The sequence below is a fragment of the Paraniabella aurantiaca genome, from assembly GCF_050309965.1.
Taxonomy (GTDB): domain Bacteria; phylum Bacteroidota; class Bacteroidia; order Chitinophagales; family Chitinophagaceae; genus Niabella.
In genome coordinates this window covers 873,664-889,306 of record NZ_JBLOSY010000001.1, presented here as the reverse complement: position 1 = coordinate 889,306, position 15,643 = coordinate 873,664, and the positions used below count along the sequence as shown (strand labels likewise).

14 protein-coding genes and 1 riboswitch are annotated in these 15,643 nt (G+C 41.7%); of the genes, 5 read left to right on the top strand and 9 right to left on the bottom strand.

All coding sequences use genetic code 11. From position 1 onward, the window contains the following. The first annotated feature begins 26 nt into the window (after positions 1-26). Complete coding sequence (locus ACLOAU_RS03955) at positions 27-2,234, top strand: FUSC family membrane protein (RefSeq protein WP_427860543.1); 2,208 nt, start codon at positions 27-29, stop codon at positions 2,232-2,234. Here the strand turns inward: ACLOAU_RS03955 and ACLOAU_RS03950 are convergent. From ACLOAU_RS03950 to uvrB, 6 genes are all read right to left on the bottom strand, one after another. After that, a complete protein-coding gene (locus ACLOAU_RS03950; protein ID WP_427860542.1) occupies positions 2,231-3,325 on the bottom strand; it encodes an acyl-CoA dehydrogenase family protein in 1,095 nt (364 codons plus the stop codon). The two genes, ACLOAU_RS03955 and ACLOAU_RS03950, sit on opposite strands and share 4 nt — an antisense overlap. Continuing rightward, positions 3,294-3,926 carry a nicotinamide riboside transporter PnuC gene (pnuC, locus tag ACLOAU_RS03945; RefSeq protein ID WP_427860541.1) on the bottom strand — a complete coding sequence of 211 codons (633 nt, stop codon included), beginning with the start codon at positions 3,924-3,926 and terminating at the stop codon, positions 3,294-3,296. Before pnuC ends, ACLOAU_RS03950 begins: the two co-directional genes overlap by 32 nt. Positions 3,927-3,960: 34 nt before the next feature. Beyond that, positions 3,961-4,056, bottom strand: a riboswitch (TPP riboswitch). A 171-nt stretch (positions 4,057-4,227) separates the two neighbouring features. After that, on the bottom strand, positions 4,228-4,527 hold the full coding sequence (locus tag ACLOAU_RS03940) for a type II toxin-antitoxin system RelE/ParE family toxin (protein WP_427860540.1): 300 nt from the start codon (positions 4,525-4,527) through the stop codon (positions 4,228-4,230). Further along, a complete protein-coding gene (locus tag ACLOAU_RS03935) occupies positions 4,511-4,744 on the bottom strand; it encodes a hypothetical protein (protein ID WP_427860539.1) in 234 nt (77 codons plus the stop codon). Before ACLOAU_RS03935 ends, ACLOAU_RS03940 begins: the two co-directional genes overlap by 17 nt. A gap of 153 nt (positions 4,745-4,897) precedes the next feature. Next, the gene (locus ACLOAU_RS03930; protein WP_427860538.1) at positions 4,898-5,608 is read right to left on the bottom strand and encodes a YqjF family protein; all 711 of its coding nucleotides are present in this window, start codon (positions 5,606-5,608) and stop codon (positions 4,898-4,900) included. A gap of 144 nt (positions 5,609-5,752) precedes the next feature. Then, a complete protein-coding gene (gene uvrB, locus ACLOAU_RS03925) occupies positions 5,753-7,789 on the bottom strand; it encodes an excinuclease ABC subunit UvrB (RefSeq protein WP_427860537.1) in 2,037 nt (678 codons plus the stop codon). A gap of 410 nt (positions 7,790-8,199) precedes the next feature. On the opposite strand from uvrB, the gene ACLOAU_RS03920 reads away from it, so the two are divergent. Together ACLOAU_RS03920 and ACLOAU_RS03915 are read left to right on the top strand one after the other, a co-directional pair. Then, positions 8,200-8,658, top strand: coding sequence for a hypothetical protein (locus ACLOAU_RS03920; protein WP_427860536.1), 459 nt, complete (start codon positions 8,200-8,202; stop codon positions 8,656-8,658). Between the two features lie 7 nt (positions 8,659-8,665). Further along, a complete protein-coding gene (locus ACLOAU_RS03915) occupies positions 8,666-9,448 on the top strand; it encodes a YoaK family protein (RefSeq protein WP_427860535.1) in 783 nt (260 codons plus the stop codon). A gap of 28 nt (positions 9,449-9,476) precedes the next feature. On the opposite strand, the gene ACLOAU_RS03910 is transcribed toward ACLOAU_RS03915, so the two are convergent. Together ACLOAU_RS03910 and hflX are read right to left on the bottom strand one after the other, a co-directional pair. After that, the gene (locus tag ACLOAU_RS03910) at positions 9,477-9,809 is read right to left on the bottom strand and encodes a Rieske (2Fe-2S) protein (protein WP_427860534.1); all 333 of its coding nucleotides are present in this window, start codon (positions 9,807-9,809) and stop codon (positions 9,477-9,479) included. Between the two features lie 267 nt (positions 9,810-10,076). After that, positions 10,077-11,264, bottom strand: coding sequence for a GTPase HflX (gene hflX / locus ACLOAU_RS03905; protein ID WP_427860533.1), 1,188 nt, complete (start codon positions 11,262-11,264; stop codon positions 10,077-10,079). Between the two features lie 342 nt (positions 11,265-11,606). Here hflX and ACLOAU_RS03900 point away from each other — a divergent pair, with 342 nt between their 5' ends. Both ACLOAU_RS03900 and ACLOAU_RS03895 read left to right on the top strand, forming a co-directional pair. Further along, a complete protein-coding gene (locus tag ACLOAU_RS03900; protein WP_427860532.1) occupies positions 11,607-13,301 on the top strand; it encodes an ABC transporter ATP-binding protein in 1,695 nt (564 codons plus the stop codon). A 42-nt stretch (positions 13,302-13,343) separates the two neighbouring features. Next, positions 13,344-14,270 (top strand): methylenetetrahydrofolate reductase, encoded by a 927-nt coding sequence (locus ACLOAU_RS03895; RefSeq protein WP_427860531.1) that lies wholly within the window; start codon positions 13,344-13,346, stop codon positions 14,268-14,270. A 186-nt stretch (positions 14,271-14,456) separates the two neighbouring features. Here ACLOAU_RS03895 and bshA read toward each other — a convergent pair whose 3' ends face one another. Continuing rightward, positions 14,457-15,584: an N-acetyl-alpha-D-glucosaminyl L-malate synthase BshA gene (gene bshA / locus ACLOAU_RS03890; protein ID WP_427860530.1), complete on the bottom strand. Its 1,128-nt coding sequence runs from the start codon at positions 15,582-15,584 to the stop codon at positions 14,457-14,459. Positions 15,585-15,643: the final 59 nt, after the last annotated feature.

Genomic DNA, 15,643 nt, shown 5'->3' with positions numbered 1-15,643 from the left:
TCTAAACTACCCGGTAATTTTGTTTTGTGGACTATATAAAGGAATATAAACAATTTGTAAGCAGCTACTATTTTAATGAAGCCATTCGTATTACCATTGGTATTACGTTGCCGGCAATCGTGTTCAGCTATTTTGGTAAGCTTGAAATAGGTTTGATACTTTCTCTCGGCGCAATGGCCGTTAGTGCTTCGGATATACCCGGTCCCATACACCAGCGACGCAATGGCATGCTGGCAACGGTGGCGCTTATTTTTCTCTCATCGGTAATAACCGGTTATATCAATCACCATCCCCTTTTACTGGGAATAGGACTCACTATATTCTGTTTTTCCCTGAGTTTTATTGGCGCTTATGGCGCGCGGGTTAATGCTATTGGTTTCGCAGGTATCCTTATCATGATCTTAACCCTCGATATGCGTGCCGAAGGAGCAGACGTGCTTATTCACGGGCTATTCCTGATCGCGGGGGGGCTCTGGTATACTATGCTTAGTTTGGCGTTATTTGGCGTGCGACCTTATAAGATCATCCAGCAGGCATTGGGTGATAATATTATTGCCATTGGTGATTATTTTGGCACAAGGGCGCTTTTTTATGATAAAGACGCCGATTACGATAAGATCTATAAGATGCTGATGGAAGAGCAGCAGCAGATACAGGATAAGCAAACCTTGCTGCGCGAAATGCTTTTCAAGAGCCGCAATATTGTAAAAGAGTCCACCGTTACGGGCCGCACGCTCCTGATCATCTTCACAGAATCGATTGATCTGTTCGAAAAATCATCTGCCACCTTTTATAATTACGAGGCAATGCATAAGCGCTTCGATGATAGTGGCATTTTAAGCGATTTCCAGCGGATGATCTATGTAATAGTAGATGAGTTACACCAGATAGGCCTGGCCGTGCAAAGCGGTCGTCCGCCGCGGGCTACCCGGAAACTTAATAACGAGCTGAAACTATTACAAACCAGGTTCGAGGAATTTGCCAATCAATACCGGAACCCCGAAACCTTCGACTCACTGGTAAATATGCGTAAATTGCTTCAGTCCGTTGAGGAGATTACATTACGTATTTATACCCTGCACCATTACACCCGTTATGATCGTAAGAAGATCAAGGAATATAAGCTGTCTGGCAATTATGAGCATTTTGTAACCAAAACAGACCTGGATATTGAAATACTGAAAGAAAACTTTTCTTTAAAATCCAATAGCTTCAGGCATGCCATCCGGGTAACGCTGGCTTGTATACTGGGTTATGGGGTAGCTAATTTGCTGGAGCTGCAATATAGTTACTGGGTGTTGCTTACGATCATCGTTATTTTAAAACCTACCTATAGTGTTACCCGCCAGAGAAATTACCAAAGGTTGATAGGAACTTTTGTGGGCGCGTTGGGCGGGTTAGCGCTATTATATCTTATCCCAACGCAAAATGGCAAGTTTGCTGCCATGATCTTTTTGATGATCATCACCTATAGCTTTATGCGCACCAAGTACCTGGTGAGTGTGATTTTCATGACAGCGTTTATCATGATCTTTTTTTACCTGCTCAATAGCCATAACTTTTACGAGATATTCAAAAGCCGGTTAATTGATACTACGGTAGGATCGATCATTGCTTTTATAGCTGCTTATGTTTTGGTGCCTTCCTGGGAAAAAACGCAGTTGAATACCTATATTACCAGTGCATTAAAAACATCAAAAAAGTACTTTGAAACAGTGGCTGCTACGTTCGCAACCGGGGCATTGAACGACCTGGAGTATAAGCTGAGCAGGAAAGAGGCGTTTATAGAACAGGCCAATTTATCCGGCGGTTTTACCCGCATGATGAACGAGCCTAAAAGTAAGCAAGGCGATTTGAAAAAGATCCATCAAATGGTGGTATTGATTTACACTTTGAATTCACATATTGTATCATTGGCCGGCTTTGCCAGGGGCTTTAAGAATAAGTATGGCGACGAAGATTTTCATGCTATTAAAGATGATATTACGGCGGAGCTCAATGAAGCATTACTGCACATAGAGCACAAAGAAGTTACTGAAGCTCAGCATCATGCCCCCATAGAATTAAAGGAGGAATTGGATGAACTGGTATCTAAACGAAGGCTGGAACTGCAACAGGGCCTCGTTGAAACCGAGACCCGCAAAGTGCTGGTAGAATTTAAGCCCGTTGTAGATCAGTTCCTGTTTATCAGCCGTATTGCGGGTGATATTAAAAAACTGGCCAAGAGCTTTTAGCGTTTAAATGTAAGCAGTCCGTGTTGGCTACCTGTAAAGATGTCTCTGAACACCCTGTTGATATCGGAAGAGGGGTTTGTAGCTGCAAGCCCGCAGTAAGGGTAAATAGCTGTTACCGCAGTTCTGCAATGATGCACCAGGTCCCGGCTTTTATCTGAGATCCTAGTGATACTTTTTTTGGAAGGCTGCCCTTTGGAAGTAAGTTCGTTCCAGGATATTTGAACCCATTGATAAAGCAGCTCTGCCAGCCGGTCTGTTTTTTGTTGTTCTGAATGAATACGCTCTGTCGCAATAGTATAAGCTGCCTCACCTATTTTTGATTGTCTCTTTTGAACGATTTCGAGAGCCAGTTCTATGAAGCGTCGCGTCATACCTAATGTGTTAACGGCTATGGTAGATTCAGCCAGCGGCATAAACGGGTATTGGTAAATGCTGTCCTTTAAACTTGCGTGAGCGGCATCAATAACAAAGCTCTGTCCGAAAGGTACTTTGAGGTTTTTAACACTGAAGCTATGTCCGGCGGTAGCAACCAGTCCCATAGCGTACCAGTCTTCGTGGATGATAACATCTTTTTTATTAAAGAAGAATGATCTCACTACCGGGCTATTGTCTTCATTTAATAATGGCTGCCCGTCTTCTTCAATAGTACAGTTCGCGGTAAAATGAGTAAGATGGGGTGCGCCGGTAGCATACCGCCAGAACCCGTTTACAATGTATCCATCTTTAACTTTTGCAGCTACCCCGCTTACTGCGCCGCTGCCACCAAAACATACTTTGGGAGAGGAGAAAATAGAGGTAGCTTTCTTGTTGTGTATATAGCCTGCAAAAAGATTCGCACCTGCGCACAATGTTATGGCCCATCCCAGGCTGCCGTCAATATAAGCCAGTTGCTCTTCATATCTTAATGCTTCAGGGAGATCCAGCTCAAGCCCGCCATAAGCCTTGGGTAGAAAAAGTTTAAACCATTTTTCTTCGTAGACGATCTTTAAAACAGCATTAGATAAATATCCTTTTTTTTCGGCTTCTTTGCACAATCTTCTTAATACATCAATTCGCTCTTTATTCAAAGCTAAGGGCTGTTTTTTGTTCATTCTTTTTAATGGTTTTATTCCAGTCGATATAACCTAATACCGCAATAATGAAAAGGAAAAGGGTTAAAAGGGCGTAGAGGGGCAATCCTTTATAAAACAATAACGGAATAGCAAATGCATTACTGATGTTCAACAGGATCCAGTTCTCAATTTTTCTTTTTGCCAGCAGCCACATACCCGCCCAGGCGGTGGCACTCACCCAGGAATCAAATACAGGTACCGTTGAATCGGTAAATTTTGTTAATACGGTGTATAAGATCGCAAATGCAATTACAACAATGCCCACCGTTTTAAACCATTCTACTTTGGTTGCGCGGGTAATGGGAGGCGCTTCATGATCTTTTCTTCTTTGCCACCACCACCAGCCATATATACTCATAACCAGGTAGTACATATTCAGGGCGCTTTCAGCATACAATCCCGAATGGAAAAAGATATAGGTAGATATGATAACAGAAACAATACCGCAGGGATACAACCATATCTTATTGGCGCGCGCCAACAGCACTTCAGCCACGCCAAAACTTACACCCAGCCATTCCAGAACCGGTACGGCTTTTAGCTGCTGTAAAAAAAGTTGAAACCATTCACTCCCGTTCATAACAATGCATATTAAAACCCACGGAAGTATAATAGAAACGGTACAATCTATTCCCTACGCCGGCATTACCCGGATCAGGTTATTGGGTATGATCTCAGCCCGTAATATTAAGGCACCCCATGAGCAGGACAAAGATAAGTGATGATTATTAAGAATGCCGATTTTTGAGGAGCAATCCAAATTTTAGCTAACATCATACCGATTCAAGTGAAGACATCTCCTGAAATACGGGAGCTTTGCCCTTACATACGGAGGTCCGGTCAGGCGGGCTTCGGACAAAATTTAAATTACACCCATTTTTTTATAGCTTTCTACCGGCGGGATTTTGCCTGTTGGAGAAAAAAGACAGGATTTCGACTGTCTCAGCATTTATTCTAAAGTAAAGCGTATTTAACTTTAAGACATTTACTTTTCTAACGCCTTTAAATTCCGACTCTGAAAATAGATAAGGGTTATGCTGAAGAAGTATTACTACAGATTCGATTTTATGGGCAAGGTGGTTTAACTCTTTTACTCCGAATTCAGATTCGAGATATTCTACTGTATTTTGTAATTCGCTGATGGCATTGTCAGTCCATACTATTTTATAGCCACTTTTCATATAGTTTGCGTACAGTAGAATGGTTGGTTAGCTTTCCCTGGTTTGCATCTGCTATTCCTTTTTTTATCGATTCTTTTTCAACATCAGCAATCAGGTCCCATTGCAAAGCCGTTTCACCATTTTTTAACTCGATGAGCTTATTCAGAGTAATATCATCCTCTAATGTCGAGAGCCATTGAATCAACTCTAATTTTTTATCTGCAATTTGCCCTTCCATACTTTAAAGTTACATTTTTCTATTTATAAAATGAAATGCCATCTGGATATGGTGGGCATTAATAGCAATGAAATCTTACCCTGGCATGGAAAAAGATGACAGCACTTTGAAAGAGCGCGATACTAATAATTGAATTAAAGCCAGGCAATAAAACTATAGAATAGTGCTGCCTTTCAGTACTTTAATCAATGACCCTTCTGCTAAAAGCACCGATTGCGGCTGAAGATGATTCAGAAAAGTAAACACAGGTCCGTATGACAATTCAAAGTCAACACTAATCGTATAATCAGTTACTTCGTAGGTTTGCCAGCGGGGATGTTGCACTTCATATTCGCCTGTTTTTGACAATCCTGTTTGAGTGTAGCCCCAGTAATGTTCGGTTATAAATTCGGCCTCACTACCTGTTGTAATGTCCTCTGGTGTTGGGCTGGCACGAATGATCATCTCATGCCATTGCTGCTTTTTCCATCCGTAGCTGACTATCTGCTTGTCAGTGCCGAGCTGCCAGTTATGGCGCATAGGGAGCGCTTCATAGTTTTCGCCATACACGTTATTGGCCACCCAGGCGATCATGGTTTTGGGAACAATCTCTTTAATGAATACAACACCGCGTTTCCAGTTATTGCCGTCTTTATACCGTACATAAAAGCGCAGGTTCACCTCTTCAAAATTTACATGGCCGGGTATTTTCATGCCCAGCAATTGGGTTTGTAGAAACATGAAGCCCACCAGGCTCACATAACAGGTATTATTCCAGGTATCCAGCTCTGTTTTATACGGAACAAATGCCTTTAGGATATCCGGGTCAATCGCATAATTAGCCATTGCCAATTTGCGCCATTCGGCTGATAGAAAAGTAGACATGCAGACTTTTAATTATTACGCGCTCAACATTTTAATAGGCTAAAGTGTGAGTAGTTCAAACCAATTTACTTCGTCACTTCATTCCTTCTAATTCCTTTTGTAACCTGAACCCGCCTGCTACGCATTTGGGCAGGCATTTCAGTATTACTTCATTGCCTCTAACTCTTTTTGTAACCTGAACATCTCGTCTCTTAACTTGGCGGCTTCCATGAAATCCAGATCACGTGCCGCTTTCTCCATATCTTTTTTAGTTTTGGCAATGGCCTTCTCCATCTGTGGAATGGTTTTATACACCACTTCCTCTTCAGCGGCCACCGTTACCAGGTCCTCATCAAAACCAATAGCCAAAGGCTCTTTTTCATCAAATCCTTTAATGTCTAAAACGCTGGTCTGCTTAAATACATCTTCTTTAGACTTCACTACAGTACGTGGCGTGATATTATGTTCAATATTATAAGCAATCTGCTTTTCACGACGTCGGTTAGTCTCATCAATGGTACGTTGCATACTGCCCGTCATCGTATCGGCATAAAAAATCACCTTGCCATCTACATTCCTTGCCGCACGACCCGCTGTCTGTGTCAATGATTTTTCATTACGTAAAAAACCTTCCTTGTCTGCATCCAGTATGGCTACCAGACTTACTTCCGGCAGATCCAGGCCTTCTCTTAAAAGATTTACACCTACCAATACATCAATCTCTCCCAGCCGCAGCTGGCGCAATATCTCTACCCGCTCAAGGGTATCCACTTCGCTATGGATATACTTCGACTTAATATTAATGCGATGCAGGTATTTGTCCATCTCTTCAGCCATACGCTTGGTCAGAGTTGTTACCAGCACACGATCGCCCTTCTTTACTGTTTTATCGATTTCGTCCAGTAAATCATCTATCTGGTTAATACTGGGGCGCACTTCAATAGGAGGATCAAGGAGACCTGTAGGTCGCACCACCTGTTCAGCAATCACGCCGCCCGTTTTCTCCAGCTCATAAGTGTCCGGAGTGGCAGATACATAAATCACCTGGTTCTGCAGGCTTTCAAATTCATGGAAATTCAACGGACGGTTATCCAGTGCTGATGGGATACGGAACCCATAATCCACCAGGATCAGTTTCCGGCTTCGGTCACCGCCATACATACCACTGATCTGTGGCATGGTCTGGTGGCTCTCATCCACGATCATCAGGTAGTCTTTTGGAAAATAGTCCAGCAGGCAGAACGAACGCGTGCCTGGTTGCCTCCGGTCAAAAAAGCGGGAGTAGTTCTCGATACCATTACAGTATCCCAATTCCTTGATCATCTCAATATCATACTCCACACGCTCCTTAATACGCTGGGCTTCTATCATCTTGCCGGTACTGGTAAAATATTCAACCTGGGCCGTCATTTCATCCTGGATCTCATAGATCACCTGCTGTATCATATCCTTAGGAGCCACATAAAGGTTGGCCGGGAAAATGGCAGCATTCCCTATGGTGGAAATCCGTTTATTCGTTGTTACTTCAATGGTCTCGATCTCTTCAATTTCATCTCCAAAAAAAGTAATCCTGTAGCCATAATCTACATAGGGAAGATTGATATCCACCGTGTCTCCCTTCACCCTGAAAGTGCCTCGGTTAAATTCGATGGTAGTGCGTGTGTATAAGGAGTTAACCAGCCCATGTAAAAATGCCTGGCGCGAAATGGTCTGACCCCGTTCAATACGTATAATACTGTTTTCATAATCAGCCGGGTTTCCGGCACCGTAAATACAGCTTACAGATGCTACCACAATGATATCTCTTCTGCCACTTAATAAACTGGTGATGGTGCGGAGTCTGAGTTTATCAAGTTCCTCATTAATGGCCAGATCTTTTTCAATATAAGTGTCACTTACCGGCAAGTAGGCCTCGGGTTGATAATAATCATAGTAAGAGACAAAGTACTCAACCGCGTTTTCAGGGAAAAACTGGCGGAACTCACCATATAACTGGGCTACAAGAGTCTTGTTATGAGTAATAATTAGTGTGGGCCGCTGTGTGTTTTGTATCACATTGGCCATAGTATACGTTTTACCACTGCCTGTTACGCCAAGCAGGGTTTGATATTTTTCTCCATCAAAAACGCCTTCTGTTAATTGTGCGATGGCTGTAGGCTGATCGCCGGCTGGTTGAAACGGGGTATGTAATTTAAACGGCACGGATAAAAATTGTATTTGGATAACAAACCTACACTAAATTTTTTGTCCATTAATTTCACAAACGATGGATTAAAAATTTAATCGGAGCTCCCCTTGTTCTTAAAAGGTAATAATATACAAGGGAAATTAAGGAAAAATAAAGTCGGGATACCTTACCTTCTTTATTTTATAAAAAGGGCCATTTGACTACTTACAAAACTAAAAGGTTGCATTGTTAAGATTTCTTTAAGAAAAAAATGACAATCAGCTGATTATATATGACTCTTTTAATGTGGTTTTAATAAGAATATGTTTTTTTCTAATTGAATTCTAATTTGACCTTTATATCGTTCTAATACTGCTGCGGTAGCTTTGTTCAAGGTTAAAGAGGTAAAAGTAATAATGATTTTACCGTATAAAAAAGAAAAACAATGAAGAAAACATTTATCATAATAGCAGCAGTTTTTGCAATGCTTGCTTGTTTATCGTTCACTATCAAAGCATATCACGATCCGGAGACTGTTATCCTCGGATCCTGGAAAGAAGTGCATTGGGAGTACGAACGGGTGTATCACAGCGCTCATATTGACAGGGCTATCACATCTGATCCTAAGGAGGTAAAAGAGATGTCTACTACAGATCTGGGCATTATTGATGCAGAAAGCTGGGTTTTTAATCCCGATGGGAGCCTTATTTTAAGTAGTCAGAATATTAAAAAGCAGGCCAGCTGGAAGATTAAAGGCCGTGGTAATATTTTGATGATCACTTATGATGATAACCGGGTAGAACGGTACAATATTGCCAGCCTTACAAAAGGTAAGCTGGAGTTAAACTTTGATACAGACGCAAACATTCGTGGTATTGCGAAAGTGAGTTGCGTGAAAATCTAAAAAAATTATGTTGCGTAAATATAGTAATAGCAGAACATTAGGAGATAACGTAAGGTTAGGGATACTAACTGCTCTGGTAGCAGGTATGGTCAATGTGGCTTCACTATTATTATTCCTGTCCTTCTCATCTAACGTTACCGGGTATTTTGCCATTTTCGCATCGGAGCTGGTAAATGGTAATATATACCAGATTGCGCTGGTAGGCTCATGGATATTTCTTTTCTTCTTTGGCAGTTTTGTATCCAATTTCCTGGTTATAAATCTGTCCGAAAAAAATAAATACCTGGCACACGCGCTTCCGCTACTGTTGGAGTTGGCTTGTATCCTGGCGGTGGGCATATATGGCACTTATGGGTATAAAGGTTCGCTACATGAGTCGGAGCTGATGCTGTCCCTGCTCTTGTTTGCTATGGGCTTACAGAATGGGCTCACGGCCAGCATTTCCAATTTCGCCGTAAAAACTACCCACCTGACAGGCGCTACTACCGATCTGGGTGTACTGGCCTCCATGTTCACTAATAAAAAATTCCGGAATAAAAGAGAGCTGAGAGATAAAGCCACTTTGATCTTCTCTATTTTTATATCTTATGTGGTAGGTGGTGTATTGTTCGCATTATTTTACAAGACGCTACAGTTTAAAATGTTCTTTATTATCAGTGCATTTTTACTGGTTGTAATCTTATACGATTCTTACAAGGTTTGGATATTGAAATTAAAGCGCTTTCGCATTAACAGGAAGCAAAAGAGTAGTATGCTGGTGCCGTCTTATAGCAAAGAGCATCACAGCTAAAAGTGATGCTGGTATTAAATGATAACAATTAAGAAGGCAGGCCGATATACCAACCTTCCTCCCTTTCTTCTATAGGATATGTCTTTAAAAAATATCCTTCACCGGAAACATTTCTGCCATTCTCCAGGCTGAACTTGTACCGGTGCAGGGGGCATACGATCTGTTGTTGCACGTTTACGTAGCCACCTACCAAAGGCACGGCTGCATGCGGGCATTGGGCCGCGCAGGCAAAAGCTTTATCTGCCACACGGGCAATACAGATCTTTTTACCGGCTACCTTTATCTCCGCCAGGTTTTCATGATTAAATGGTATTTCGTTTAAGTGCAAGGCAAATAAATGCCAGGTATATTGTCTGTCCATCTTAGATAAGAGTGCAGGAAGTGATGAAATTTCTATCCGAATAAATCGGGTAGAAAATGCAGAGATGTAATATGTATTGCATTGTTTATTTCACGCCGAGCGCGCAAAGAAACGGAGACGTAGGGGAATTAATAAGTATTGACATATTGAAAATCGAATGCCGATTTTTTATCACTACACTGCCAGGAGTTACTAAAACATTGTTTACTCACCAACAACTATTCTTTTCTCTCAATTCCTACTCACTACTAGTTAATTACCCATTTACTAGTAAAACATCGTCTTATAAGGATAACGTATTGCGTACAATTCTTTCACTTTATTCAGAATCGTTTCCCGCAGCCCTTCCACGTTGCGTCTTTCTGTTGCCGAAACAAACACCACATTGCCCTGTAACTCATTGCTCCAGCGGTCATATAGATCACGCAATATTTCTTCCTTTGTTTCGTCTCCCAGCCATTCGTCAAAGGTCTGCGTTTCGTAAAGGTCCATCTTATTAAAAATGGTAATGGTAGGTTTGTCAAAAGCCTTTAACTCCTGCAGCGTTTTGTTTACCACAGCTAACTGGTCTTCGTAATTAGGATGGGAAATATCTACCACATGCATGAGAATATCTGCCTCACGCACTTCATCCAGTGTGCTTTTGAAACTCTCTACCAGGTGGTGAGGAAGTTTTCGTATAAATCCAACGGTATCGCTTAATAGAAAGGGTGTGGTTTCAAAAACCACCTTACTGGTCGTAGTATCCAATGTGGCAAATAACTTATTTTCAGCAAAAACATCACGTTTGCTGAGCAGGTTCATGATAGTGCTCTTACCTACATTTGTATATCCCACTAATGCCACCCGTATGAACTCGCCCCGTTCTTTACGCTGTGTAAAGGACTGTTTATCTATTTCGGCCAGTTTTTTACGGAGTAAGGTGATCTTATCACGAACAATACGACGGTCGGTTTCAATCTCAGTTTCACCGGGTCCGCGCGAACCAATACCAGCGCCCTGTCTTTCCAGGTGACTCCACATACCGCGAAGGCGGGGCAATATGTATTGATATTGAGCCAGCTCTACCTGGGTACGTGCCTGCGCCGTTTTGGCACGACGGGCAAAAATGTCCAGGATCAGATCTGAGCGATCAATCACTTTTATTTTCAGCTCCTTCTGGATATTATTGATCTGCGCACCGCTCAATTCATCATCGAAAATCACCAGGTCGATACCATTAAATGAGATATACTGCCGAATTTCTTCCAGCTTACCCTTACCTACAAAAGTGCGCGAATCCGGATGTTGCAACTTCTGAATAAACCGCTTACGTGTAACAGCCCCTGCGGTTTCTGCCAGGAACTCCAGCTCGTCGAGGTAATCTTTTACCTGCTGTTCGGTTTGATCTTTTTGTACCACGCCTACAATAACGGCCGTTTGTTGGTCTTGTATAATATTCTGCTTTTCTAACATATTTCACTTCAAAGTTAACAAAAATGTTGCCGGTTAAAGGTTTATGACAAACTGTACGTTTTCATGAAAGCTCATGTTCGGTAACAACGGCCCCAATCGTTTGTATTTAACAGACGAAATATGCCAATTACCTGTTAACTCGTAAGCTTTACTAGTTCTTTATTACCACAGAATGTGTAAATGGTTACCTTTGTGGGCTTTAAAAATTTAAATCAATTGAAAAAATTCAGGAGAATATTTAAATACATCGGTTTATATAAGGGCAAAATTGCATTGTATATTTCTTTGACCATCTTGGGGTCATCATTGTCAGTTGTTTCGTTAGGGATGCTGGCGCCACTTATGTCTATTATTTTTAACGAACCCGGTATAGGCGGACAGAACATTCTAAAGAAGTTGCCCGGGGGGGATTTTCTGGGAAAGGAACTGGTGCGGTTAGTAAATGAAGGACACCAGATGCAAGCTGTTTTAATATGTTGTATTCTGGTTATTGTCTCAATATTTTTAAAAAACTTACTCTTATATCTTTCTTCTCTTCTGTCGGTGCCTGTCAGAAGTTCTATTACGATTCATTTAAAAAATGATATGTATGCAAAGGTTTTGACACTACCTGTAGGATATTTTTCAGAACAGAGAAAGGGCGATATTATGAGCCGCATGACTAATGATGCAGCGATGGTTGAAAGTTCTATTATCAATACTATGGAGGGGTTGATCAAAGATCCGGTGTCGGTTATCAGCTACCTGGTAGCGATGGTTGCCATCAGTCCAAGCCTCGCCATGTTTTTATTGATTCTTTTACCAGCAACCGCTTTCATCATCGGAAGAATTAGCCGTACTTTAAAAAAGCAAAGCAATGCGGCCTCATTAAGAGTTGGCGATACATTATCTATATTAGACGAAACATTAAGTGGTATTCGTATTATTAAAGCTTTTTGTGCCGAGAAGATCATGAATAATCGTTTTGTAACATTGAATAATACCTTACTTGGCATTAATAAAAAAATGGCAGCCAGAAGGGATTTGGCGTCTCCTCTTACTGAGTTACTCGGCGTAGCTGTTTTATGTATTATTATATATTTCGGAGCGAACCTGATATTAACCGGCGATTCGCTTACAGCGGGAGACCTGATTGCATTTATTGCCATCTTCGCTATGATGATCAATCCGGCAAAGTCCCTGTCTACATCATTCTTTAATGTGCAGGCTGGTGCGGCAGCGGTTGAACGTATTGAAGATCTATTAAACACCCCGGTTAATGTGGAAGATAACGGCAAACAGCAGCTCACATCATTCGAACAGAGTATCGAGTTTAGAAACGTATCTTTTTCTTACAATGAAACCCCCATTCTCAAAAACATCAGCCTGACCATCCCCAAAGGAAAAACTGTGGCCCTGGTAGGAAGCAGCGGGGCGGGTAAAAGTACCCTGGCCGACTTAGTGCCGCGTTTTCATGATGTGACGGATGGCGAGATACTGGTGGATGGTGTAAATATCAAAGACTATAGCATTCAAAGCGTACGGGAACAGATCGGAATTGTAAGCCAGGAGCCTATCTTATTTAATGATACCATTGGCAACAATATAACACTGGCTCATCCCGACGCTTCGCAGGATGAGATAGAAAGCGCTGCTAAAGTGGCCAATGCCTTACGCTTTATCGAGGATAAGCCGGAGAAATTTGAAACCAATATCGGAGATAGGGGAGCGAAACTAAGTGGCGGAGAGAAGCAACGTGTAACGATTGCGCGTGCGGTATTAAAAAACCCTCCAATCCTTATTTTGGATGAAGCAACTTCTTCCCTGGATACAGAAAGTGAGAGGTTGGTACAGGATGCCATCAATAATATGATGCAAAACAGAACCTCCCTGGTTATTGCTCACCGGTTAAGTACTGTTCGTAACGCAGATGAAATTATTGTACTGAATAAGGGCGAAATTGCAGAACGGGGTAAGCATCATGAGCTGATGCAAATTGAAGGGGGCATTTACCGCAAGCTGGTGGACATGCAGGAAATGGGTAAAAAGCTTGCTTAAAAGGACGATATTAGCGTTATAGATTGTTTATTAAAAGAAAGAATGAAGGCCTTACGGGAAAAAATAGAAAATGCGGAAACAGGGTTGCTGCTGTATAGTTTCACACCACCCAAAATTACAACTGAGCAGGAAAAGCTGGAGGTTATTGCTGCCAAGCAGTTGGAACGCATGAGAAATCTGGATGTGGATGGTATTATACTCTATGATATCCAGGATGAAAGTGACAGAACAAGTGAGCAACGTATCTATCCGTTTATACGTACCGTTGCGCCGGAAACCTATTACAGGAACTATTTAAGTGAAGTTGGCCAACCGGTTATTGTATATAAAAGTATTGCTAACCAAACCAGTGATAGTTTTAATAGCTGGTTGAGCAATAACAAGGACCTGGAGCATTTTGTGTTTGTAGGTGCTTCTTCAAAGGAGCAGGTAGATAAAACCAACTTTAGCCTGACAGACGCATATGATCTGAAAAGAACACATCATGATCAGCTGTTATTGGGCGGTGTAACTATCCCCGAGCGACATTCAAAAAAGGGTGATGAGAACAAAAGGATCTTCAGTAAAATACAAAATGGCTGTAGCTTTTTTGTGTCTCAATGCGTTTACAATGTGTTCGACTCCAAGAACCTGTTATCTGATTACTATTACGATGCCCTTGAAAATGCCTATGAAATGAAACCCATCTTCTTTACGCTCAGTCCCTGTGGTTCTATTAAAACCCTGGAGTTTATGAAATGGCTGGGCATAGAAGTGCCCAAATGGTTATACAATGATCTCAAACATTCCAAGGACATACTGGAGACATCGGTTCGTACTTCGGTAATGATCGCTAATGAGCTGATAGACTTTGCGGCATCCAAACAAATTCCTATTGGATTTAATGTGGAAAGCATCTCTAATAAAAAAGATGAGATAGACGCGGCTACTGAAATACTGAATAGGATTTCCGGTCGTTTGGGACGATAATATTTTCACGCCCGTAATCTAATATTATTTCACGCAGAGAACGCTAAGGAACAGAGGCGCAGAGAGATGATAGAGGCGCAGCGGTTATTACATTGTTAATTAAACATTGAATATCGAAATATTTTCTAAAGGCTAATCCCACTAGCAACTTGCTATTCCTCATTTCTATTCCCTACCCGCTTCGTATCAGCAATCCTTACAAAATCTCCTGTAAATAGCTTCGTATTGCGGAATGATGGCGTCCATATTGAATTGCTGGGCATGATCGAAAGCACCCTGGCGGAACTTTTGTAAAGTGGCGTCATCTTTCAAAATCTCAATAGCCCTTTCGCTCATTGTTTTCACGTCGCCTACATCGGCTGTATAGCCGGTAATGCCATCGATGTTTACTTCTTTTAAGCCTCCTGCATTGCTGGAAATAACAGGTACTTTAGAAGCCATAGCCTCCAGTGCAGCCAATCCGAAGCTTTCATATTCGGAGGGGAGTAGAAATAAATCTGCAATAGCAAATACATCTTCAATCTGCTCCTGCTTACCTACAAAAATCATTTTTTCAAAAATACCCAATTTACGACCAAGGTCTTCTGCCGGTAACCTTTCGGGCCCATCACCCACAAACAACAGTTTGGAAGGTATTTCTTTTTGCACTTCGTAAAAAATCTCCACTACGTCAGGCACCCTTTTCACCTGTCTGAAGTTGGACGCATGTAATAAGACTTTTTCGCCGTTGGGAGCCAGCACTTTTTTGAAAGCGTCAAAAGGTTTCCGGTTGAACCTCTTTACATCAATAAAATTATATACAACCTCTATTTCCTTCTTGATATCAAAAGTACTATGGGTTTCCTCGCGCAGGTTTTGCGATACTGCTGTAATCACATCGCTTTTATTAATGGAAAAAGCCACTACAGGCGAATACATCTTATCCTTACCCACCAGTGTAATATCTGTTCCATGTAATGTAGTAATGACCGGGATTTCATATCCTTCATCGTGCAGTATTTTCTTGGCCATGTATGCCGCCGATGCATGGGGAATGGCATAGTGTACATGCAGCAGGTCGAGGTTATAGTTTTTTATGACATTAACCATTGTACTGGCCAGCGCTGTTTCATAAGGGGGGAAGTCAAAAAGCGGGTAAGTAGGTACCTGTACTTCGTGATAATAAATATTGGGATTAAAAGCGCTTAGCCTTACCGGCTGCTGATATGTTATAAAATGCACCTGGTGGCCTTTTTGAGCCAGGGCCTTACCTAATTCTGTGGCCAATACGCCACTGCCACCAAATGTTGGATAGCAAACAATACCTATTCGCATGTGTTAAAGATAGCCGTTTCTGTATTTATTAGTTTTTTCTGCATTGTCGCAGTTTGTTA